The sequence below is a fragment of the Brevundimonas sp. NIBR11 genome (assembly GCF_027912535.1).
Lineage (GTDB): Bacteria > Pseudomonadota > Alphaproteobacteria > Caulobacterales > Caulobacteraceae > Brevundimonas.
In genome coordinates, this window is record NZ_CP115465.1 from 1,635,534 (window position 1) to 1,656,386 (window position 20,853).

Genomic DNA, 20,853 nt, shown 5'->3' on the forward strand with positions numbered 1-20,853 from the left:
CTCCTCCCAAACTGAGCCGTAATGAATCTCGTCATCGTCGAGAGCCCCGCGAAGGCCAAGACCATCAACAAATACCTCGGCTCGGACTTCGAGGTTCTGGCCTCCTACGGGCACGTCCGCGACCTGCCGTCCAAGGATGGGTCGGTGAAGCCTGACGAAGACTTCGCCATGGAGTGGGAGGTCGACGCCAAGGCGTCCAAGCGCCTGTCCGAAATCGCAGAGGCGGCCAAGCGGGCCGACCGCGTCATCCTGGCCACCGACCCCGACCGCGAGGGCGAGGCGATCAGCTGGCACGTGCTCGACGTCCTGACCAAGAAGAAGGCGCTGAAGGACACCGAGGTCCAGCGCGTCACCTTCAACGCCATCACCAAGTCCGCCGTGCTGGAGGCCATGGCCGCTCCGCGCGAGCTGGATATGGAGCTGGTGGAGGCCTATCTGGCCCGCCGCGCCCTCGACTATCTGGTGGGCTTCACCCTGTCGCCCGTTCTGTGGAGAAAGCTGCCCGGCGCCCGCTCGGCCGGTCGGGTGCAGTCGGTCGCACTGCGGATCGTCGTCGATCGCGAGATGGAGATCGAGCGATTCAAGGCCCAGGAGTACTGGTCGATCGAGGCCGATCTGGCCGCCGACAGCCCGCCGTTCACGACGCGTCTGGTGAAGCACGAAGGTAAACGGGTCCAACGTCTGGACATCGCCTCCGAGGCCATGGCCTTTGCAGCCCGCGACGCCATCAAGGCCGGCGACTTCACCATCAAGTCCATCGAGAAGAAGCCGGTCCGCCGCTTCCCCTCCCCGCCCTTCACCACCTCCACGCTCCAGCAGGAGGCCGCGCGCAAGCTCGGCTTCGACGCCCAACGCACCATGCGGGCCGCTCAGAAGCTGTACGAGGGCGTCGACGAGACCGGGGGCCTGATCACCTATATGCGGACCGACGGCGTCCAGACGACGCCCGAGGGCCTGGCCCAGGCGCGTCAGGTGATCGGCGACACCTTCGGGCCCGCCTTCGTCCCGGCCGAGGCCCGCCATTACAAGACAAAGGCCAAGAACGCCCAGGAAGCGCACGAAGCCATTCGCCCGACCAACATCGCCCGCCACCCCGACAGCCTGCGGCTGGAGAGCGACCTGCAGCGGCTCTACGAGCTGATCTGGAAGCGGATGGTCGCCTCGCAGATGGAGGCGGCGCGTCTGGACCGGACCACGGTCGAGGTCGAGACCCCCGACGGCCAGACGGGGCTGCGCGCCACGGGTCAGGTCGTGACCTTCGACGGCTTCCTGGCCGTCTACGAGGAAGGCCGCGACGAAAAGCAGAAGGGCGCCGAGGGCGAGGAGGACGACGATTCCACCCGCCTGCCGACCCTGAAGGAAGGCGCGAAGGCCAAGGTCGAGGCGGTCCGCACCGACCAGCATTTCACCGAGCCGCCGCCGCGCTTCTCCGAGGCCACCCTGGTCAAGAAGCTGGAAGAGCTCGGCATCGGACGTCCGTCGACCTATGCCTCGATCCTGACGACGCTGCGGGACCGCGAATACGTCCGCATGGAGAAGAACCGCTTCTATCCCGAGGACAAGGGACGGCTGGTCACAGCCTTCCTGGAGCAGTTCTTCAGGAAATGGGTCGAGTACGATTTCACCGCCGCGCTCGAGACCCGCCTGGACGAGGTCTCGGCCGGCGATCTGAACTGGAAGGTGCTGCTGCGCGAGTTCTGGTCGGACTTCCATGTCGCGACCCAGGCGGCGGGAGAGCTGCGGACCACGGCCATCCTCGACGCCCTGAACGAGAGCCTGGGGCCGCATATCTTCCCCATGAAGGAAGACGGGTCGGATCCGCGCGAATGCCCCCTGTGCCATCAGGGCCAGCTGAGCCTGAAGACCAGCCGGTTCGGCGCCTTCGTCGGCTGCTCGCGCTATCCCGACTGCAAATACACCCGGCCGGTGGCGGCGCCCGACGCCGAGGGCGGCGGGGCGGATGGCGGCGACCGGGAGCTGGGCGTCGATCCGGCGACGGGTCAGCCGGTTCAGCTCAAGATCGGGCGGTTCGGCCCCTATGTCGAAACCACGCCGCCAGGCGAGGAGAAGCCGAAGCGGTCGTCCCTGCCCAAGGGCTGGAGCCCGGCGTCGCTGACGCTGGAACAGGCGCTGCGTCTGCTCGGCCTGCCGCGCGAGATCGGTGAGCATCCCGAGGACGGGAAGATGATCACGGCGGGTCTGGGGCGGTATGGGCCCTTCATCCTGCATGCCGGGACCTATGCCAATGTCGCTGATATCGATGAAGTTTTCGAGATCGGGCTGAACCGGGCCGTGGTCCTGCTGGCCGAAAAGCGAGCCGGCGGATTCCGGGGGCGCGGCGCGGCTGTGGCCCCGCTGAAGGACCTGGGCACGCACCCGGAGACGGGCGAGCCCGTCCACGTCATGTCGGGCCGGTTCGGTCCCTATGTGAAGTCGGGCAAGATCAACGCCACCCTGCCCAAGGGAACGGCGCCTGAGGACATGACCATGGACGTGGCCGTGCCGCTTCTGGCCGCTCGCGCCGCGGCCGCCCCGTCCAAGGGCAAGAAGGCCCCGGCGAAGAAGGCGGCCGCTCCGAAGAAGACCGCCCCTCCCAAGGCCGCTGCGGCCAAGACGCCGGCGGCGAAGAAAGCCCCTGCGAAGAAGCCGGCCGCCAAGAAGGCCGCGCCGAAGACAAAGACCGACGCGGCCGAATAGGTCAGTTCCCCGCCAGCTCCGGCTGGCGGGCCTCGGCCTCACGGAACGGCGCGAGCTGGTCGGCCAGAGCGCGCTGGAAGGCGGGCCGCGTCTCGCAGCGGGCCAGATAGGCGGCCAGCTTCGGATAGTCGGCGACGATCGTCGTGTGGCGGAGGTCGCGCAGCACATGGGTCATCAGGATGTCGGCGGCGCTGAAGGCCCCGTTGGCGAAGAAGTCGGCATCGCCCAGCGCCGTCTGCAGATCCGCCAGGCGTTTGCGCAGCATCGTTTCAACCTGGGGGCGGCGCTCCTTCGCCCAGGCCTCGCCGGCGTGGAACAAGTCGATGCCGGCCAGCTGGGCGACAAGGGGCTCCACGCTGTTCATGGCCGCGAACAGCCAGGTCATCACCATGGCCCGGCCGGCCGGATCGGCGGGCATCAGAGCGTCGGATGACTGGGCGATATAGAGGACGATGGCGCCGCTCTCGAACATCTGGACCGTGTCGTCGCGATAGACGGGCACCTGGCCGAAGGGCTGGAGCGCGCGGTACTCGGGCGTGGCCTGGTCTTCGAAGCCGATCAGGTGGTCGCCATAGGGGATGCCCGCCTCCTCCAGCGCCCAGCGGACGCGGATGTCGCGCACGGACCCCTGGGCGAAGGGCGGAACCCATTGAAAGGCGGTGACACGGTTCATGGCTTCTCTCCGGCCGTCGTCATTGACGAGATAGGTTGATATCAACATACTGGCGGCGATGACACAAGCGATGCCAGAGACGTTCGCCACCACCCTGCACATCCGGGACCACTGTTTGTGCCTGCACGCCCAGCGCGCGGCGCGGGCCCTGTCGCGGCGCTTCGACGAGGCGATGCGGCCGGTGGGGATCACCTCGGGCCAGTTCTCGCTGCTGAACGGCCTGAACCGGCCCGAGCCCCCGACCATCGGGGCGGTGGCGACCCTCCTGGCCATGGATCGGTCGACGGTGACGGCGAACCTGAAGCCGCTGGAGCGGATGGGGGCGGTCGTCATGGCCGTGGACGCGCAGGACCGGCGAGGGCGGCGGGTCGGACTGACCGATCTGGGGCGCGGATTGCTGGCCGAGGCGACGCCGATCTGGCGCGCGGTGCATGGGGAGATCGAGGCGGGGCTGGACGGCCAGGGCGATGCGCTGAGGGGCGGGCTGAAGCGGCTGAGCTGAGGCGATCCGGACTCCGAAAATTGAGTCCGCCGAGTCCGGGGAGTCCGGGGAATCCGGTGAGTCCGCTCATGCCGATCCTTTCTACGCGAAGGGGACCAGTATGAGGGTGTTTTCAGACGTGATGGACAAAACGGCTCTCCGCAGATCCGGCCGTTGAAATCGTTGGCTGATTTCGGGCATCCGTTGATGGCCATCGCTGATCCCTCTCCCGGCGGGAGAGGGCTTGAGGCTCGCAGAGCGGAGCGGTGCGCCAGCCGAAAGGGTTGAGGGGTTGCTGTCGAAGTCGGCGCTAGCCGTGGCAGTGCGACGGCTTACGCCGATGGATAGATCAGCCCCTCACCCTTTCGCACAAGGACGACGGCTGCGCCGCCGTGTGCTCAAGCCCTCTCCCGCCGGGAGAGGGATCGGAGGTGCGGCCCCATCTTCTTCTCTAGCAGAGCCACCAGTTCCGGCTGCATGAAGCCGTCGTCGTCGGGCCCCCGGTCGAGCCGGAGGCTGACGAAGTTGAGGCAGACGACGCGGGCGGACTTCAGGCTCTTTCGGAACCGCTTCTGGAGCCGCGTGCGGTGGGCGCGTTCCATGACGAAGATCACGTCGGCCCATTCGACGAGTTCGGAGGTGGCGGGTTCGTCCGCATCGGGCGCCAGCCCGGCCGACGCCGTCTCCACCCCCGGCCAGGCGGCGAACACCTGCTCGGCCGTCGGCGAGCGGAGGCGGTTGCGGGAGCAGAGGAAGAGGAGGTTGGTCAGGGAGCGGCGCTCGCAGCGTTCACCATTCTGCGCGCGTTTTCGACGACGTCAGTGACCGCGAGCAATATTTCCTCGACCGTCTCTTGCGACATCACATGGGGCGCGGCGACGACCGATTGAAGGAAATCGGCTCGCTCGGCGTCGGTCATCTTCCACCAGCCCATATTGTCAGCGTCGTACGCGATCGCACGCGCGATCGAGTACCTTGTCGCGCCATCGTCGGCATACGGTTGCAGTTCGGAGTCTGGAGCCAGTTCGGCAGTAAGATGGGCTGCAAGCGAGGCCATCCAAGGATTGAACAGAGCGATCGACTCGTAATCGCCGGCGAATTTCGCACGTTTCAGAACGGCGAGCAGAAGCCAACGCGCCCTGCCGGAAAACCGGACGGCTCCGTCATCTTCGACTTCGATCCCTTCCGGCAGATTTTCCATCACAGTGGAATATTATCGTGCTTCTTCCACGGATTGCTCTGCGTCTTCCCCTTCAGCGTCCGTAGAGCCTTGATCAGCCTCCGCCGCGTGCCGTGCGGCATGATCACGTCGTCGATATAGCCCAGACCCGCAGCCACGAAGGGGTTGGCGAAGCGGTCCTTGTACTCGGCCTCGCGGGCGGCCAGGGCCTCGGGGTCGCCGGCCTCCTTGCGGAAGATGATCTCGACCGCGCCCTTGGCGCCCATGACGGCGATCTCGGCCGAGGGCCAGGCGTAGTTGACGTCGCCGCGCAGGTGTTTGGAGCTCATCACGTCATAGGCGCCGCCATAGGCCTTGCGCGTGATCACCGTCAGCTTGGGCACCGTGGCCTCGGCATAGGCGAACAGCAGCTTGGCGCCGTGCTTGATCAGGGCGCCGTACTCCTGGCGCGTGCCGGGCATGAAGCCGGGGACGTCGACCAGGGTCACCAGAGGGATGTGGAAGGCGTCGCAGAAGCGGACGAAGCGGGCGGCCTTGCGCGATGAGTCGATGTCGAGGACCCCGGCCAGGACCTGGGGCTGGTTGGCGACGATGCCGACGGGCTGGCCGTCCAGGCGGCCGAAGCCGCAGACGATGTTCTTGGCGAAGTCGGCGCCGATCTCGAAGAAGTCGGCCTCGTCGACCGTCTTCAGGATCAGTTCCTTGATGTCATAGGGCTGGTTCGGATTGGCCGGGACCAGGGTGTCCAGGCTGGCCTCGTCGCGCTCCGGGTCGTCGTAGCTGTCGCGGACCGGCGGCTTCTCGCGGTTCGACAAGGGCAGGAAGCCGATCAGGCGACGGACCTCCGACAGGGCCTCCAGATCGTTCTCGAAGGCGCCGTCGGCGACGCCCGACTTGCCGGCATGGACGCGCGCGCCGCCCAGATCCTCGTGACTGACGACCTCGTTGGTGACGGTGCGGACCACGTCCGGGCCGGTCACGTACATGTAGGAGGTGTCCTTCACCATGAAGATGAAGTCGGTGATGGCCGGCGAATAGACGTCGCCGCCGGCGCAGGGGCCCATGATGACGCTGATCTGCGGGATGACGCCCGAGGCCAGGGTGTTCTGGAGGAAGATGTCTGCGTAGCCGGCGAGGGATTCGACGCCCTCCTGGATGCGGGCGCCGCCGGCGTCGAACAGGCCGATGATCGGGGCGCCGTTGGTCAGGGCCATGGTCTGGAGCTTGACGATCTTGGCCGCATGCGCGCCGCTCAGAGAGCCGCCGAAAACCGTGAAATCCTTGGAGAAGACATAGACCAGACGGCCGCCGATCGTGCCGCGCCCGGTCACCACGCCGTCGCCGGGGACGCGCTGCTTCTCCATGCCGAACTGGTGGGAGCGGTGCTCCACGAACATGTCGGTCTCTTCGAAGGAGCCCTCGTCGAGCAGGACCTCGATCCGCTCGCGCGCGGTCAGCTTGCCCTTGGCGTGCTGGGCGGCGATGCGGGCGTCGCCCCCGCCCTTGCGGGCGGCTTCGCGGCGGGCTTCCAGCTGGTCGAGGATGGCTTTCATGGGGGCAGTCTCCGTGTCGCTCTGGATTAGGAGCGGCTGTCGCAGGTGGCAAGCGTGAGGCACAGCCTTCTCCCCGCCCCCTCGGGGGAGGGTGGTCGCGGAGCGACCGGGTGGGGGCGGCAAGGCGACATGGCGACGAAGCCAGTGGAGCCTTGCCTGGCCCTCCCCACCCGGCTTCGCTGCACTCAGCGACCCTCCCCCGCAGGGGGAGGGAGAGGTCTTGTACGACCCTACAAACGCCCCGCCTCGCGCAGCTTGTCGACCAGCCAGACGCGGGCGGGCGGGATCGGCTTGTTCTGTGGGTGGAAGACGAACTGCTCGAGAAAGTGGCCGGTGAGGTCGAGGCCGGCGCCGACGTCGCCGTCCCGCAAACCCGCCTGGGCGCCCAGCAGGAAGGGCGGGAGCTTCAGGAGCTTGTCGGCATAGGGTTGGCCGGCCTCGCGGCTGACGGCGCGGCCGGTGCGGGGGCTGACCCAGACGAGGTCGTCCATCGTGCCGGTGGCGGCACACGACGACAGGTCGAGGCCGAAGCCGAGGTCTTCGAGCAGGCCCGCCTCGAAGCGGACGAAGATGGCGGGCCAGACGGACGGAACCTGGAAGGCGGCCATCAGGGCCTCGAACGCCAGAAAGGCGCCGGGATGGGGCTCGCGTTCGGGAAGCGCGCCCTGCGCCACGGCGGCGGCGGCGGCGAGGCCGGTCAGGGCCAGGGGGTCGTCGAACAGGGCGCTGGGCCCCTCCCCGACCGGCTCCAGACGGGCCGAGCCGAGGTGGTCGGAGGTCCGCGCGCGGTAGTCGGCGATGACCCGGGCGCCCGGCTGCAGGAAGGGCTTCATGCGGCGCGAGGCTCCCCCCGCGATGAAGGCGGCGTGGCGGCCGTGGGTCTCGGTCAGAAGGTCGGCGACGACCCCGGTATCGCCATGGGCCCGCGCCGACAGGAGGAAGGCCTCTTCGTGGAACTCCATCAGGGGGTCGGCGGGCGAGAGACGGCTTCGGCGTCTCGTCTGACCATCTCAGCCACGGCACGCTCCTCAGCCTCTTCAAACGTCTTGATGATGCGGGCGATGGGCGAGGCCAGATCGTTCGGGACGGCGAGGCTGAGCACGTACTGCTCGATCTTCCAGCCGTCGTCGGTCAGCCGCATGACGCCCGAGCCGCGCGTGCGGCCGTAGCTTTCGTTGGTCAGTTCCTCCTCGAACCAGGCGATGCAGCGGCACTCGATCGGGGCGATGATGATGACGCGTTCGGTGGCCGGGTAGGACCATCCCTGGCCGCGATTGAAGAAGGGTTCGACATAGCCGCGCAGCTCGGCCAACGACCAATGCTCGTTGGCGTCCGTGCCGACGAAGCGGGCGTCCGGCGCATAGAGGGCGAAATAGGCCTCCGCGTCGGCGGCCTTGGAGGCGGCGTCCAGCTGATCGAGCACCGCGGCGACCTGCGCCTCAGCAGGGCCCGGGGCGGTCTGGAGCGCCAGCGCCATCATCATTGCTGCGAACATCGCGCCCTCCCAAGGCCGTCATCCTCGGGCTTGACCCGAGGATCGGATTGTCCGCCGCAAGGGCGACGGGTTCGACGTCGGGTCCAGCCCTTCGACGTGAAGACCGTCACAACGTCCGATCCTCGGGTCAAGCCCGAGGATGACGGTGCGGGGGTGCTATTCGCCGCTTTCCGGAACAGGGTAAGTCTCAGGCTTCAGAACCTTGGCGAGAGCGATCAGGTTGCGGGCGGCGTTCCTGCCCACGCGGTCGGAATAGTCGTGGCCCTGATCGGTCTCGGTGTAGTCGGGGCCCGGTCCCGGGCCGAGGTGCCAGTAGGTCCAGCTCTGGGCCGGAATGGTGAAGCCCATGTCGATCAGACCCTGGCAGACGGTCGCCACGATGTTGTGGGCGCCGTCCTCGTTGCCGGTGATGACGACGCCGCCGACCTTGCCGAAGGCGACGGGGCGGCCTGCGTCGTCGGTCTCCTCGAACCACGCGTCCATGCGTTCGAGCGCGCGCAGGCAGACACTCGACATCTGACCCAGCCAGGTCGGGGTGGCGAAGACGACGATGTCGGCCGCCTTCAGCTTCTCGTCGACGGAGGGCCAGTCGTCGCCGTCGCCTTCGTCGGCGCTGACGCCGGGCTTCACGTTCAGATCGACGAGGCGGATAAGCTCGACCTCGGCGCCGCCCTTCTCGAGCTCGGCGATGACGACCTTGGCCAGGGCCTCGGTCGAGGAGCTCTGGGGCGAGGGCTTGAGAGTGCAGTTCAGGACGACGGCGCGCATAGTGATCTCCGGCTGTATCGGGAGAACGACCGGCGGTCGGCGGCGTTCCGCCGCCTTATTTAACCAATCGGTTGACAACTTGATCGGATCGGTTCATTTAACCGGTCAGTTACAAACGAAAGCGCCATGCAGACCGATCCTCTCTCCGCCAAGTTCGCCGCCTTGGCCGACCCGACACGTCGGGCCATCCTGGCGCGGCTGACCGAGGGCGAGGCGAGCGTGAACGAGTTGGCGGAACCGTTCGACATGAGTTTGCCGGCGGTCTCCAAGCATCTGAAGGTGCTGGAGAAGGCCGGTCTGATATCTCGCGGCAAGGAGGCCCAGTGGCGCCCTGCCCGACTGGAGCCGATGGGCCTGAAGGGCATGGCCGAGTGGCTGGAACACTACCGCCGCTACTGGGACCAGAGCTTCGACCGCCTGGAAGATTATCTGCGTAAGGTTCAGAAAGGAAACGACGATGGCAAACGAAATTGAGACCCACCCGAACGACAATCCCTGCGACACCGACGGAGCCGCCCATGCTTTCGAGCTGCGGCTGGAGCGGATCATCGACGCGTCTCCGGAGAAGGTCTTCAAGGCCTACACGGACCCGCAGATCCTGGCCCAATGGTTCGCGCCCAAGCCCTGGACGATCGTCGATCCGGTGGTGGAGCCGCGTCCCGGCGGCCGCTTCAACTTCACCATGCACGGGCCGGACGGCGAGGTGTTTCCGAACTCGGGCGTCTTCCTGGACGTGATCCCGAACCGCCGGATCATCACCACCGACGCCTTCACGCCGGAGTGGAAGCCGGCCGGCCAGCCCTTCATGGTCGCCCAGGTCGACATGGAGCCGACGGCCGATGGCAAGACGAAATACACCGCCGTCGCCCGCCACTGGAACGAGGCTGCGATGAAGCAGCACGAGCAGATGGGCTTCCACGAGGGCTGGGGTCAGGTCTCCGACCAACTGGCCGAAATCGTGAAGACGTTCTGATCCCATGAGCACGCTCGTCGCCGAAGCCCCGGCTCGCCCGACCCTGAACATGCAGCGCGTCTTCGATGCGCCGCGCGAGCTGGTCTGGCGGGCCTGGTCCAATCCGGAAATCATGGTCCTGTGGATGGGGCCGGTCGAATGGCCGGCGGTCAGCGCCACGGCGGATTTCCGGGTCGGCGGCGAATGGCGCATCTGCCTGCGCTCGCCGACCACGGGCGAGAACCTGTGGCAGGGCGGGACCTATCGCGAGATCGTCGCCCCCGAGCGGATCGTCTTCACCTTCAAATGGGACGAGAGCCACGAGGACGGGCCGCCGGTCGACACCCTGGTCAGCGTCCGCTTCGCCGAGACGGCCGACGGCAAGACCCGGATGGACTTCACCCACGAGGGCCTGAAGTCCGAACAGAGCCTGACCGGCCACAAGCACGGCTGGACCTCCACGGCCGACCGGCTCGAGGCCTGGCTGGCCGCCAACCCCGACTGAAGGACACGCCGATGAAGATCGTGACCAGCCTAAGCTTCCTCGGCAACTGCCGCGAAGCCTTCGACTTCTACGCCGCCGTGCTGGGCGGACAGATCACCGCCGCCATGCCTTATGGCGAAGGCCCGCCCGAGATGCCGCATCCGCCTGAGATCAAGGACTGGCTGATGCACTGCTGGCTGCAGGTCGGTGATCAGGCGATCATGGGATCGGACATGCACCCGGCCTATGCGCCCGACATGACCAAGCCCAAGGACGGCTTCGACGTCACCCTGCATTTCGATGACGTCGAGGAGGCCCGCCGCGTGTTCGACGGCCTGTCCGAGGGCGGCGAGGTCCGGATGCCGTTGGCCGAGACGCCCTGGTCGCGAGGCTTCGCCGGCTGGACCGACAAGTATGGCGTGCCGCGGATGCTCAACGTCGCGCCCGCCGCCTGATAGAACGCCGATAAACGAAGGAGAGAGACGATGCCGGACAAGTCCATGATAGTGACCAGCCTGAGCTTCAAAGGTCAGTGTCGCGAAGCCTTCGATTTCTACGCCCAGGTTCTGGGCGGTGAGATCACCGCCGCCTATCCATTCGGCGAGGGTCCGCCCGACATGCCGATCAAGCCCGAGTACAAGGACTGGCTGATGCACTGCTGGCTGCAGGTCGGCGACTATGCGCTGATGGGCGCGGACATCCCGCCCGAGTTCGGCCCGAACATCGACAAGCCCAAGAACGGCTTCGACGTCACCTTCCACTCCAAGGACATCGAGGAGTGCAGGCGAGTGTTCGCCGGCCTTTCCGAGGGCGGCCAGGTCCAGATGCCGTTCGGGGAGACCTTCTGGTCGCCCGGCTACGGCAACTTCAGCGACAGGTTCGGCATCCCGTGGATGATCAATGCCGTGCCGTCCGCCGACTGGATGCCGGCCCATATGCGGGGGAATGGCTGATGAAGGCGTCTCCCATGGTGTGGGTCGGGCGCGTCCTGACCGGCCTTTTCGCCCTGTTCATGCTGGGCGCCTCGATCTATCCGAAATTCTTCATGCCGGACGTTGTGGCGGCCAATATGACGACCAGCGGCTGGACGCCGGACAAGACGCTGTTGCTCGGCATCATCGAGCTGAGCTGTCTGGTCCTGTACCTGATCCCGCGCACGGCGCTGTTCGGGGCGGTGCTGATGATGGCCTATCTGGGCGGGGCGCTGGCGACCAATCTCAGGGTCGACAACCCGCTGTTCAGCCACACCCTGTTCAGCGTCTATCTGGGCCTAGTCATGTGGGGCGGGCTGTGGCTGCGGGATGCGCGTGTCCGGGCCGTCTTCCCGATCCTGCGCTAGCATCGATCGAGAGCGCCGGCGGTCAGTCGGCCAGCGCCGTCGGGAACTCGTGCCCCAGGGCCTCGGCCATGCCCTGTTGCGAGATCAGCAGGACCTCGCGCTGCTGGTGGTAGTTGTTCGACAGGACGATGACCGCCACCCTTTGGTCCGGCTGCCAGACCTCGATGTTGCGGAAGCCCGACCAGCTGCCCGTGTGGTAGATTTCCCAGTCCTGGAAGGCGGGCGTGACGCGCGCGCCCAGCCGGTTGGCCATCAGGCCGTAGCCCCAGGCGCGATGCGGCCGTCCGCCCCGCTCGTTCGGCTGATCGGCGGGGGAATGGTCCATGATCATCTGGGCGTAGCTGTAGGGGGTGAGCAGATGGCCCGTGTGCAGGGCGCGCTCCCACACCAGCAGGTCATCCAGCGTCGAATAGAGGGCGCCGGCGCCGTAGACGATCGAGACGTTGGGATTACGCTGGGCCGTCAACCCGGCGGGGAAGTTGGCGTGGCCGGTGACGATGCCGAGGTCAGAGTCGTCGTCGAAGCCGGTGTCGGCCATGCCGAGAGGCTCGAAGAAGGTCGTGCGCAGATAGTCGGGGAAGCGCTGACCGCTAACCTTTTCGACGATGGCCGCGGCCAGGTTGAAGCCGGCGTTATTGTACTGAACCTTGCTGCCGGGCTCGAAGGACAAGCGGAAAGCCTTTGAATCTTCGGTCAGTTCGTCGAGCGTCGCCGGGGTGGTGCGGCGGGCGCCCCAGCCGGGTCGGGCCATCAGGTCGGGGATGCCCGAGGTGTGGGAGATCAGGTGGTGGATCTTCAGCGGCGCCCAGGCGGCGGGGCAAGGCTGGATCCACTGGCAGACCGGATCGCCGATGGTCAGCTTGCCTTCGTCCTGCAACTTCAGGATCGCGGCGGCGGTGAACTGTTTGGAGATCGAGGCGAGGCGGAAGCGCGAGTGGATGGTCAGCGGCGCGCCGGTCGCGACGTCGGCGGTGCCGTAGGCCTGGCGGAACAGGATTTCGTCGCCGCGCGCGACCAGGACCGCCCCCATGAAGCGGCCGGCCTCTGCCTCGCGCTGCAGGCGGGCGGTCAGTTGCGGGAGGTTCTCGACGACCTCGACGGCCGGGCGCGGCGGCAGCGCGGCGAGACGATCGGAGGCGGTCGGCAGCGGCCGGCTGGTCAGCACGGCCGCCAGACCGGCGCCGCCGATCAGCACGACGGCGGCGATGCAGCCGAGGAAGAGCCGGGGATGGTTCCCGGCGGTACGCGGAACGTGAAACATCGAGGCTTGGTAACGCCTACGGACGATTCGTCACTCCTGACCGGCGTTTACCCGGTCACATCCGCGCGATGTCCCTACGCGTTGAAGTCCAGACCGAACTGGGCGTACAGCGCCTTCGAGTCCTGCCACTTCGGATCGACCTTGACCGTGATGAACAGGTGGACCGGGCGGTCCAGCAGTTCGGTCAGCTCCTCACGCGACTTCTGGCCGATCCATTTCAGGGTCTGCCCACCCTTGCCGAGCACGATGGGCCGCTGGCTCTCGCGCTCGACATAGATGGTCTGTTCGATGCGGACTGAGCCGTCGGCCTTCTCGTCGAAGGCGGTGGTTTCGACAGCCGCCGAATAGGGCAGTTCCTCGTGGACGCGCAGATACACCTTCTCGCGCGTGATCTCGGCGGCCAGGACGCGGATCGGCACGTCGGCGGACTGATCCTCCGGATAGAGCCACGGCCCTTCCGGCATGTCGCGGGCCAGACGCTGTTTCAAGTCGTCGACGCCGTCGCCCGACAGGGCCGAGATCATGTAGACCTCGGAGTAAACGCCGGTTTCGAACAGGCCGTGCGACAGCGCCAGAAGCGTGTCGCGGCGCATGCCGTCGATCTTGTTTAGCACCAGGATCACCTGGGTGTCCGTCGCCTTGAGGTTGGCGATGATGGTCTCGGTGTCCTCGGCGGACTTGCGATCCGCGGCCGTGCCGTCCTTGCCCTCGGAGGCGATGTGGGAGGCTGCGTCGATCAGGTGGACGACGACGTCGGCGTCAGACGCCCCGCCCCAGGCCGAGGCGACCATGGCGCGGTCCAGGCGACGACGCGGGGTGAAGATGCCGGGGGTGTCCACCAGCACGATCTGGGCGTCGCCCTGCATGGCGATGCCGCGCACGGGGAAGCGGGTGGTCTGGACCTTCTGGGTGACGATGGAGACCTTGGACCCCGTCAGCCGGTTCACCAGCGTGGACTTCCCGGCATTGGGCGCGCCGATGATGGCGGCGAAGCCTGCACGGGTCTGCTGGGGGTTGGTGTCGGTCAAATCACGCCTTCTCTCTGGAGCATTGCGGTTGCGGCCGCCTTTTCCGCGTCCTGACGCGAACGGCCGGGCGCGGTCAAGGGTTCGATCCCTTGGATGGACACCTCGACCGTGAAGGTCGGCGCGTGGTCGGAGCCGGTCTGGCCCACGACGCGATAGGACGGCAGGGGGCGGCCCGACCCTTGCGACCACTCCTGCAGAGCGGATTTGGGATTGTTCAGAGCGCGCGGCGCCGGCGTGGCCAGTTCCTCGGCCCAGGCGCGGTCGAACATGGCGCGGGCGGCGTCCAGGCCGCCATCGAGATAGACGGCCGCCAAGAGGGCCTCCACGGCGTCGGCGACGAGGCCTTCCTTGCGGCGTCCGCCCGACTTGGTCTCGCCGGGCGAGAGACGGAGAGCATCCCCCACTTTCAGCCGCGCGCCGACCCGGCCGCAGGCGTGCTTGTCGACCAGGGCGTGGAGGCGGGACGACAGGTCGCCTTCGTCCGCTTCCGGGAAGTCGCGATGCAGGCGGTCGGCGACCAGAAGGCCGAGAACGCGGTCGCCGAGAAACTCCATCCGCTCGTTGTCGCGGGGGGCCTTGCCGGCGGCCTTGGCGGCCCCCTCCCCGACGCTGGAATGGGTCAGGGCCCGCTCAAGTAGGGTCGGATCGCGGAACGCGTGGCCGAGGCGGTCGACCAACGCGGCCACCGCCTCGTGCCGGGCATTGGCCATCAGTTAAGGACGCGGAAGAAGCGGCTGGGCCGGACGTTGGCGAACCAGCTCACCGGGTTGAAGAGCGATGCCCCCGGCTCCCACGAGAACATGATGATCTGGGCCTTGCCGACCAGGTTCTCGTCCGGGACCAGGCCGACGCCGGCCGATTCCTGAACGCGGCTGTCGATCGAGTTGTCGCGGTTGTCGCCCATCATGAAGTAGTGGCCGGCCGGGACCGAATAGACCGGGGTGTCGTCCAGGTCGCCGCCGGGGCCGAAGTCCTGGGTCATGAAGGTCTTGCCGTTGGGCAGGGTCTCGCGGACCTCGGTCACCGGGCGCGGGCCGAAGATGTCGTTGACCTCTCCGGCGCTGACGACCACGTCCTGGACCGGCTGGCCATTGATGTAGAGCTTGTTCTGGATCATCTGGATCGTATCGCCCGGCAGGCCGATGACGCGCTTGATGTAGTCGGTCTTGTCGTCGCGCGGCAGCTTGAAGACGACGATGTCGCCCCGGTTCGGCGCGCGGCCGAACAGGCGATCGTCGCCGAGCGGCAGGTTGATCGGCAGGCCCGAAGAGAATTTCGAATAACCGTACGACCACTTGGACACGACGATGTAGTCGCCCTCGTAAAGGTTCGGCTCCATCGAGGCCGAGGGGATGGTGAAGGGCTGAAACAGAAGGACGCGCAGGACGAAGGCGATGGCGAGGGCCACGACCACCGTCTTGACGATCTCCAGGGTCTCGGAGGCGGCCGAACCGCCGTCGTCGTCCTTGTCGTCGTCCTTGACGTACACCTTGGCGGCGGCGGGGATCTTTTCCTTCTTGCCGACGTCGTTGAAGGGAGCATCGCCGTGGTCGCTCCAGATCGGACGCGAGGCGGCGGCGGCTGCCGCGGCGATGGGTGCGACAGGGGCCGGCGTGGCCTGTTCAGGGGCGACAGTCTCGGCTTGGACGAGCAGGCCGGTCTCGGAGGCGGCGAAGGCGGCCTCTGCGGCGTCGACCTTGCCCGCCCCCGTAGCCTCGACGTCGTCGGGGGACACGTCGTGGGTGACGACGGCGGACGATTCGGAGTCCGTGGCGTCGACCACGGGCTTGTCGTCGTCGTTGGGCTTGTTGTCGCTCATGAAAGGCTCGTCCCCGGGCCGCAGGGCGCGGCGCGTATGCGGTGGCGAGTATAGCCCGATTATGCCGTGGGCAAGGCCTCGATCACCACGAAGGCGAGTGCATAGGGATGTTCGTCGGAAAGCGTCAGATGAATATGGGCGGTGTGGCCCGGCGGCGTCAGTCGCTCCAGGTGTTTGGCCGCCGGTCCGGTCAGGGCGAGAGTCGGCTGGCCGGAGCGCAGGTTCACCACTCCCATGTCCTTCCAATAGACATCGCGGCGCATCCCGGTCCCAAGCGCCTTGGCGCAGGCCTCCTTGGCCGCGAACCTCTTGGCGTAGCTCCAGGCCGCGTCGGGCTTGCGCTCGGAGCGGGTGCGTTCGATCTCGGTGAAGCAGCGGTTCTTGAACCGGTCGCCGAAGCGATCGATCGAAGCCTGGATGCGGCGGATGTCCGACAGGTCCGCGCCGACGCCGATGATCACTGCACCGCCTCCATGGCGTCACGCATCCGGCGGATGGCGGCGCCGAGGCCCAGGAAGATCGCCTCCCCGATCAGGAAGTGGCCGATGTTGAGTTCGCGGATTTCCGGAATGGCCAGGACCTCGGCGGCGGTGTCGTAGTCCAGGCCGTGTCCGGCGTGGACCTCCAGACCCAGGATGTCGGCCTGGGCGGCGGCGGCGGCGAGGCGGTCGAATTCGACGGACCGCTCTCCGACCGGCAGATGGCAATAGCGGCCGGTGTGGAACTCCACGACCTGGGCGCCGACGACGGCGGCGGCCTCGACCTGGTCGGCCGAGGGCTCAATGAACAGGCTGACGCGGATGCCGGCGTCGCTGAGGGACTTCACGACGGGGGCGATGCGCGCTTCGTGACCGGCGACGGCCAGACCGCCCTCGGTTGTCACCTCCTCGCGCCGCTCGGGCACCAGACAGGCGGCGTGGGGACGGTGGCGCAGGGCGATGGCCAGCATCTCGTCGGTGACGGCCATCTCGAAGTTGAGCGGACGGTCGAACTTGCGGCAGATCTCGGTCAGGCGTTCGATGTCCGCGTCGGTGATGTGGCGGCGATCCTCGCGCAGATGGGCGGTGATGCCGTCGGCGCCTGCGCCGATCGCTTCTTCGGCCGCGCGGGTGGGATCAGGATGGACGCCGCCGCGCGCGTTTCGCACCGTCGCGACATGGTCGATATTGACCCCGAGGCGGACGGCTGGGCGCTTCACTTGGCCAACCGCCGGCTGCCCGGATCTTCCACCGGGATCGCCGCCAGTTCGGCCGGCAGGGCGTCGGCGGGATAGGCCGGCACGTCCAGCGAGGCCAGGGCGATCAGAGGCACGCCGACGTCCGCCTTGCCGCCCGAGCGGTCGACGATGCAGGCGGCGGCGACGACCGTCCCGCCCGCGGCCTGGATGGCGGAGATGCACTCACGGCTGGACAGGCCGGTGGTGACGATGTCCTCGACCATGACGACCTTCTCGCCCGGCTCGACGTGGAAGCCGCGCCGCAGCTTGAACTCACCGCCCTCGCGCTCGACATACATGGAGCGGACGTTCAGGTGTTTGGCCGTCTCATAGCCGGGGATGATGCCGCCCACCGCCGGTGAGATGGCGACGTCGACCGGCCCGACCAGGGCCATAATCTTCTCGGCCAAGGCCTTGCAAAGACGCTCGCAGCGAGCGCCGTCCATGAAGACCAGGTTCTTCTGCAGGAAGACCGGGCTGTGGAGGCCCGACGACAGGACGAAATGCCCCTCGCGCAGGGCGCCGGCGGCGCGGAACTCGTTCAGGACGTCTTCGGTGTTCATCGGCTCAGTACTCGCGGCTCTCGGCCTGACGCTCTTCCAGATGGCCGTCCTTCAGGGCGAAGACGCGGTCCATGTGGCCGGCCAGCTCCATGTTGTGGGTGGCGATCAGGGCGGCGACGCCGGTGGTCTTGGTCAGTTCGCGCAGTGATTCGAAGACCGACTGGCTGGTGGTCGGGTCGAGGTTGCCGGTCGGCTCGTCGGCCAGCAGCAGGCGGGGCTTGTTGGCCAGGGACCGGGCGATGGCGACGCGCTGCTGTTCCCCGCCCGACAGCTGGGCCGGCTGGTGGGTCAGGCGTTCGCCGAGGCCGAGCGCCGTCAGGGTCTCCTCGGCGCGCCGACGCGCCTCGGCCTCGCCCACCCCCGCGATCCGCATCGGCAGGGCGACGTTGTCGCGCGCGTCGAACTCCGGCAGCAGGTGGTGGAACTGATACACGAAGCCCACGCGGTTCAGGCGGATGCGGGTGCGGGCCCGCTCGTCGAGGGCGCCGACGTCCTCGCCGTCGATGAAGACCTGGCCCGAGGTCGGGCGCTCCAGAAGGCCGGCGGCGTGCAGCAGGGACGACTTGCCCGAACCCGACGGCCCGATCAGCCCGACCAGTTCGCCGGGGAAGATGTCCAGATCGACCCCCCGAAGGACGGTCAGCTCGCCGTTGCCCGTGACATAGGTCCGGGTCAGGGCGCGCGCGGAGAAGACGGGACTACTCAAAGCGCAGGGCCTCCACCGGGTCGATCTTGGTCGCGTTCCACGACGGGATCAGGCTGGCCACGCAGGACATGAAGAAGGCCCAGACGGTGATCCAAAAGACGTCGGCGGGGTCCACCTCGGCCGGGATGGCGTCCAGCATGTAGACGTCGGCGTTGAACAGCTGGGTCTGGAAGACAAACTCCAGGAAATGCTGGATCGCGCCGATGTTCAGACAGAACAGCAGGCCCAGCACCAGGCCCGTGATCGTCCCCGCCACCCCGATCGAGGCGCCGGCCATGAAGAAGACGCGCAAGATGGACGACGGGCTGGCCCCGATGGTGCGCAGGATGGCGATGTCGCGGGTCTTGTTCTTCACCAGCATGACGATGCCGGAGATAATGTTCAGGGCCGCGATGGCCACGACCATGCCGAGGATGATCGACATGGCGACCCGTTCGACCTTCAGCGCGCCCCAGAAGGCCGCCAGCTTGTCGCGCCAGTCGAGGACGAAGGCGCCTGGTCCCGCCGCTTCACGCACGGGGGCCAGATAGTCGCCGACACGGTCGGCTTCCTTGACCTTGATCTCTATGACGTCCCAGACGCCTTCCTTGCCGAAGAAGAGCTGGGCCTGCTCCAGGGGCATGAAGATGAAGGCGCGGTCGTAGTCGGCCGTGCCCGATGAATAGGTGCCGCCGACCCGGTAGGTCTTGTTCAGCCCGCCCAGGTTGCCGAACGCCGAATCCGCTCCGGTCGGGGAATAGATCTCGATCGGATCGCCGACCCGCAGGCCCAGGCTGTCGGCCAGGGCCTGGCCGATCAGGACGTTGTCGCCGCCGTAGGCGCCTTGACCGAAGCTGCGACGCGCCTGTTCCGACAGGCTGGCGTAGACGAAGTTCATCGTGTCGAGATCGTTCGGCGCGATGCCTCGCACGAAGGCCCCGGTCGTCTGTCCGCCCGCGCGAATGATGGCCTGGCTCTCGGTCAGGGGGGTGACGCTGACCACGCCCTCGACGCCCCGGATCCGGTCCACGATGGCGTCACGGTTCGCGGCGCTCAGCACCTCGCCCTGCACATACATGTGGCCGTTGAAGCTCAGCATCCGGCCCAGCAATTCATTGCGGAACCCGGCCATGATGCTGAGCACCACGATCAGGGCCATGACCGCCAGTGCGATGCCGACGAAGGAGATGATGGCGATCAGGGCGACGCCGCCCTCCTTGCGCTTGGCGCGCAGGTACCGCATCGCCAGACCGATCTCCCAGGCGGAGAAGGGGCCGGCGGGTTTGGGCGGGGGTGTGACCGAGGTCGCCGTCAACCGATGGCCTCCAGAGCCGAATCGAGGGCCACGGTCGACTTCTCGCCGGTGGCGCGGCGCTTCAGCTCGACGACGCCCTCGGCCACGCCCTTCGGACCGATGGTCAGCTGCCACGGAATGCCGATCAGGTCGGCGGTGGCGAACTTGCCGCCCGGCCGGTCGTCGGTGTCGTCGTAGAGGACCGACTTGCCGGCCGCTTCCAGAGCCTCGACCGCCGCCTCGCAGGCTTCGCAGACTGCTTGGTCGCTGACGCGCAGGTTGATGACCACGACGTCGAACGGGGCGACCGACTCCGGCCAGATGATGCCGGCGTCGTCGTGGCTGGCCTCGATGATCGCGCCCAGCAGACGCGACACGCCGACGCCGTAGGAGCCCATGTGGACGTGGGTGTCGACGCCGTCGGGGCCCGCGACCCTGGCCTTCATCGGCTCGGAATATTTCGTGCCGAAATAGAAGATGTGGCCGACCTCGATGCCGCGCGCCGACAGGCGGTCAGCCTCCGCCGTCTGGGCCTCGAACTGGGCCGCGTCGTGCATTTCCTCGGTGGCGGCGTAGAGGGCGGTGCGCTCGTCGAACACGGCCTGGACCGTCGCGGCGTCGAAGTCGTGACCGGGAGCGGCCATCTCGACCAGTTTCCTGTCGCAGAAGACCTCGCTCTCGCCGGTTTCGGCCAGGACGATGAACTCGTGGCTGAGGTCGCCCCCGATCGGGCCGGTGTCGGCGCGCATCGGCACGGCTTTCAGACCCAGGCGGGCGAAGGTGTTCAGATAGGCCACGAACATGCGGTTGTAGGCGGTGCGCGCCGAGGCCTCGTCCAGATCGAACGAATAGGCGTCCTTCATCAGGAACTCGCGGCCGCGCATCACGCCGAAGCGCGGACGGCGCTCATCGCGGAACTTCCACTGGATGTGGAAGAGGTTCAGCGGCAGGGATTTGTAGCTCTTCACGAAGCTGCGGAAGATGTCGGTGACCATCTCCTCGTTCGTGGGCCCGTACAGAAGCTCGCGCTCATGCCGGTCGGTGATTCGCAGCATTTCGGGACCGTAGGCGTCGTAACGGCCCGACTCGCGCCACAGATCGGCCAGCTGCAGCGTCGGCATCAGCAGTTCGACCGCCCCCGCCTTCTCCTGCTCCTCGCGCACGATCTGTTCGATGCGGTTCAGCACGCGCAGCCCCAGCGGCAGCCAGGCGTAGATGCCCGCGGCCTCCTGTTTGATCATCCCGGCGCGCAGCATCAGCTGGTGCGAGACGATCTGGGCGTCGGAAGGCGCCTCTTTCAGCGTGGGCAGGAAATAGCGCGACAGGCGCATGGGCGTCTCGAATGCGAAGGCGTCAGGGGTGGTC

The 20,853-nt window shown here is 67.3% G+C and carries 25 protein-coding genes; 8 read left to right on the top strand and 17 right to left on the bottom strand.

Annotated features, from left to right (window positions below; genetic code table 11):
* The first annotated feature begins 21 nt into the window (after nucleotides 1-21).
* Nucleotides 22-2,697, top strand: a complete 2,676-nt coding sequence (topA, locus tag O5O43_RS08160) for a type I DNA topoisomerase (protein WP_271083390.1) — start codon at nucleotides 22-24, stop codon at nucleotides 2,695-2,697.
* 1 nt (nucleotide 2,698) lies between these two features.
* On the opposite strand, the gene O5O43_RS08165 is transcribed toward topA, so the two are convergent.
* Complete coding sequence (locus O5O43_RS08165; protein ID WP_271083391.1) at nucleotides 2,699-3,370, bottom strand: glutathione S-transferase family protein; 672 nt, start codon at nucleotides 3,368-3,370, stop codon at nucleotides 2,699-2,701.
* Nucleotides 3,371-3,440: 70 nt separating this feature from the next.
* On the opposite strand from O5O43_RS08165, the gene O5O43_RS08170 reads away from it, so the two are divergent.
* Nucleotides 3,441-3,872: a MarR family winged helix-turn-helix transcriptional regulator gene (locus tag O5O43_RS08170; protein ID WP_271083392.1), complete on the top strand. Its 432-nt coding sequence runs from the start codon at nucleotides 3,441-3,443 to the stop codon at nucleotides 3,870-3,872.
* A gap of 377 nt (nucleotides 3,873-4,249) precedes the next feature.
* On the opposite strand, the gene O5O43_RS08175 is transcribed toward O5O43_RS08170, so the two are convergent.
* The 6 genes from O5O43_RS08175 to O5O43_RS08200 form a co-directional block, all read right to left on the bottom strand.
* Nucleotides 4,250-4,561: a phosphotyrosine protein phosphatase gene (locus O5O43_RS08175; protein ID WP_271083393.1), complete on the bottom strand. Its 312-nt coding sequence runs from the start codon at nucleotides 4,559-4,561 to the stop codon at nucleotides 4,250-4,252.
* Between the two features lie 56 nt (nucleotides 4,562-4,617).
* Complete coding sequence (locus O5O43_RS08180) at nucleotides 4,618-5,052, bottom strand: hypothetical protein (RefSeq protein WP_271083394.1); 435 nt, start codon at nucleotides 5,050-5,052, stop codon at nucleotides 4,618-4,620.
* Nucleotides 5,052-6,584, bottom strand: a complete 1,533-nt coding sequence (locus tag O5O43_RS08185; RefSeq protein ID WP_271083395.1) for an acyl-CoA carboxylase subunit beta — start codon at nucleotides 6,582-6,584, stop codon at nucleotides 5,052-5,054. The genes O5O43_RS08180 and O5O43_RS08185 overlap by 1 nt, the downstream gene beginning before the upstream one ends.
* Nucleotides 6,585-6,814: 230 nt before the next feature.
* A complete protein-coding gene (gene recO / locus O5O43_RS08190; RefSeq protein WP_271083396.1) occupies nucleotides 6,815-7,546 on the bottom strand; it encodes a DNA repair protein RecO in 732 nt (243 codons plus the stop codon).
* Nucleotides 7,546-8,079, bottom strand: a complete 534-nt coding sequence (locus tag O5O43_RS08195; RefSeq protein WP_271083397.1) for a nuclear transport factor 2 family protein — start codon at nucleotides 8,077-8,079, stop codon at nucleotides 7,546-7,548. The genes recO and O5O43_RS08195 overlap by 1 nt, the downstream gene beginning before the upstream one ends.
* A 156-nt stretch (nucleotides 8,080-8,235) precedes the next feature.
* A complete protein-coding gene (locus tag O5O43_RS08200) occupies nucleotides 8,236-8,847 on the bottom strand; it encodes a flavodoxin family protein (protein WP_271083398.1) in 612 nt (203 codons plus the stop codon).
* A 126-nt stretch (nucleotides 8,848-8,973) separates the two neighbouring features.
* Here O5O43_RS08200 and O5O43_RS08205 point away from each other — a divergent pair, with 126 nt between their 5' ends.
* The 6 genes from O5O43_RS08205 to O5O43_RS08230 are packed head-to-tail and all read left to right on the top strand — an operon-like array spanning nucleotide 8,974 to nucleotide 11,622.
* Nucleotides 8,974-9,321 (top strand): metalloregulator ArsR/SmtB family transcription factor, encoded by a 348-nt coding sequence (locus O5O43_RS08205; protein ID WP_271083399.1) that lies wholly within the window; start codon nucleotides 8,974-8,976, stop codon nucleotides 9,319-9,321.
* Entirely contained in the window at nucleotides 9,305-9,820 is a 516-nt protein-coding gene (locus tag O5O43_RS08210) for an SRPBCC family protein (protein WP_271083400.1), read from the top strand. The genes O5O43_RS08205 and O5O43_RS08210 overlap by 17 nt, the downstream gene beginning before the upstream one ends.
* A 4-nt stretch (nucleotides 9,821-9,824) precedes the next feature.
* Nucleotides 9,825-10,304: an SRPBCC domain-containing protein gene (locus O5O43_RS08215; protein ID WP_271083401.1), complete on the top strand. Its 480-nt coding sequence runs from the start codon at nucleotides 9,825-9,827 to the stop codon at nucleotides 10,302-10,304.
* An 11-nt stretch (nucleotides 10,305-10,315) separates the two neighbouring features.
* A complete protein-coding gene (locus tag O5O43_RS08220; RefSeq protein ID WP_271083402.1) occupies nucleotides 10,316-10,738 on the top strand; it encodes a VOC family protein in 423 nt (140 codons plus the stop codon).
* Nucleotides 10,739-10,768: 30 nt separating this feature from the next.
* Complete coding sequence (locus tag O5O43_RS08225; protein WP_271083403.1) at nucleotides 10,769-11,236, top strand: VOC family protein; 468 nt, start codon at nucleotides 10,769-10,771, stop codon at nucleotides 11,234-11,236.
* On the top strand, nucleotides 11,236-11,622 hold the full coding sequence (locus tag O5O43_RS08230; RefSeq protein WP_271083404.1) for a DoxX family protein: 387 nt from the start codon (nucleotides 11,236-11,238) through the stop codon (nucleotides 11,620-11,622). Before O5O43_RS08225 ends, O5O43_RS08230 begins: the two co-directional genes overlap by 1 nt.
* 22 nt (nucleotides 11,623-11,644) lie before the next feature.
* Here O5O43_RS08230 and O5O43_RS08235 read toward each other — a convergent pair whose 3' ends face one another.
* The 10 genes from O5O43_RS08235 to proS all read right to left on the bottom strand — a co-directional run bounded on the left by O5O43_RS08235 (nucleotide 11,645) and on the right by proS (nucleotide 20,819).
* Nucleotides 11,645-12,883 carry a serine hydrolase domain-containing protein gene (locus O5O43_RS08235; RefSeq protein WP_271083405.1) on the bottom strand — a complete coding sequence of 413 codons (1,239 nt, stop codon included), beginning with the start codon at nucleotides 12,881-12,883 and terminating at the stop codon, nucleotides 11,645-11,647.
* A 74-nt stretch (nucleotides 12,884-12,957) separates the two neighbouring features.
* Nucleotides 12,958-13,911, bottom strand: coding sequence for a GTPase Era (gene era, locus O5O43_RS08240; protein ID WP_271083406.1), 954 nt, complete (start codon nucleotides 13,909-13,911; stop codon nucleotides 12,958-12,960).
* Nucleotides 13,908-14,621: a ribonuclease III gene (gene rnc, locus O5O43_RS08245; protein WP_271083407.1), complete on the bottom strand. Its 714-nt coding sequence runs from the start codon at nucleotides 14,619-14,621 to the stop codon at nucleotides 13,908-13,910. The genes era and rnc overlap by 4 nt, the downstream gene beginning before the upstream one ends.
* Complete coding sequence (gene lepB, locus O5O43_RS08250; protein ID WP_271086411.1) at nucleotides 14,621-15,400, bottom strand: signal peptidase I; 780 nt, start codon at nucleotides 15,398-15,400, stop codon at nucleotides 14,621-14,623. The genes rnc and lepB overlap by 1 nt, the downstream gene beginning before the upstream one ends.
* Before the next feature lie 389 nt (nucleotides 15,401-15,789).
* The gene (gene acpS / locus O5O43_RS08255; protein ID WP_271083408.1) at nucleotides 15,790-16,191 is read right to left on the bottom strand and encodes a holo-ACP synthase; all 402 of its coding nucleotides are present in this window, start codon (nucleotides 16,189-16,191) and stop codon (nucleotides 15,790-15,792) included.
* The gene (locus O5O43_RS08260; RefSeq protein WP_271083409.1) at nucleotides 16,188-16,928 is read right to left on the bottom strand and encodes a pyridoxine 5'-phosphate synthase; all 741 of its coding nucleotides are present in this window, start codon (nucleotides 16,926-16,928) and stop codon (nucleotides 16,188-16,190) included. The genes acpS and O5O43_RS08260 overlap by 4 nt, the downstream gene beginning before the upstream one ends.
* On the bottom strand, nucleotides 16,925-17,509 hold the full coding sequence (pyrE, locus tag O5O43_RS08265) for an orotate phosphoribosyltransferase (protein ID WP_271083410.1): 585 nt from the start codon (nucleotides 17,507-17,509) through the stop codon (nucleotides 16,925-16,927). Before pyrE ends, O5O43_RS08260 begins: the two co-directional genes overlap by 4 nt.
* 4 nt (nucleotides 17,510-17,513) lie before the next feature.
* Entirely contained in the window at nucleotides 17,514-18,215 is a 702-nt protein-coding gene (locus O5O43_RS08270; protein WP_271083411.1) for an ABC transporter ATP-binding protein, read from the bottom strand.
* On the bottom strand, nucleotides 18,208-19,509 hold the full coding sequence (locus O5O43_RS08275) for a lipoprotein-releasing ABC transporter permease subunit (protein ID WP_271083412.1): 1,302 nt from the start codon (nucleotides 19,507-19,509) through the stop codon (nucleotides 18,208-18,210). Before O5O43_RS08275 ends, O5O43_RS08270 begins: the two co-directional genes overlap by 8 nt.
* Nucleotides 19,506-20,819 (bottom strand): proline--tRNA ligase, encoded by a 1,314-nt coding sequence (gene proS, locus O5O43_RS08280; protein ID WP_271083413.1) that lies wholly within the window; start codon nucleotides 20,817-20,819, stop codon nucleotides 19,506-19,508. Before proS ends, O5O43_RS08275 begins: the two co-directional genes overlap by 4 nt.
* Nucleotides 20,820-20,853 lie beyond the last annotated feature (34 nt).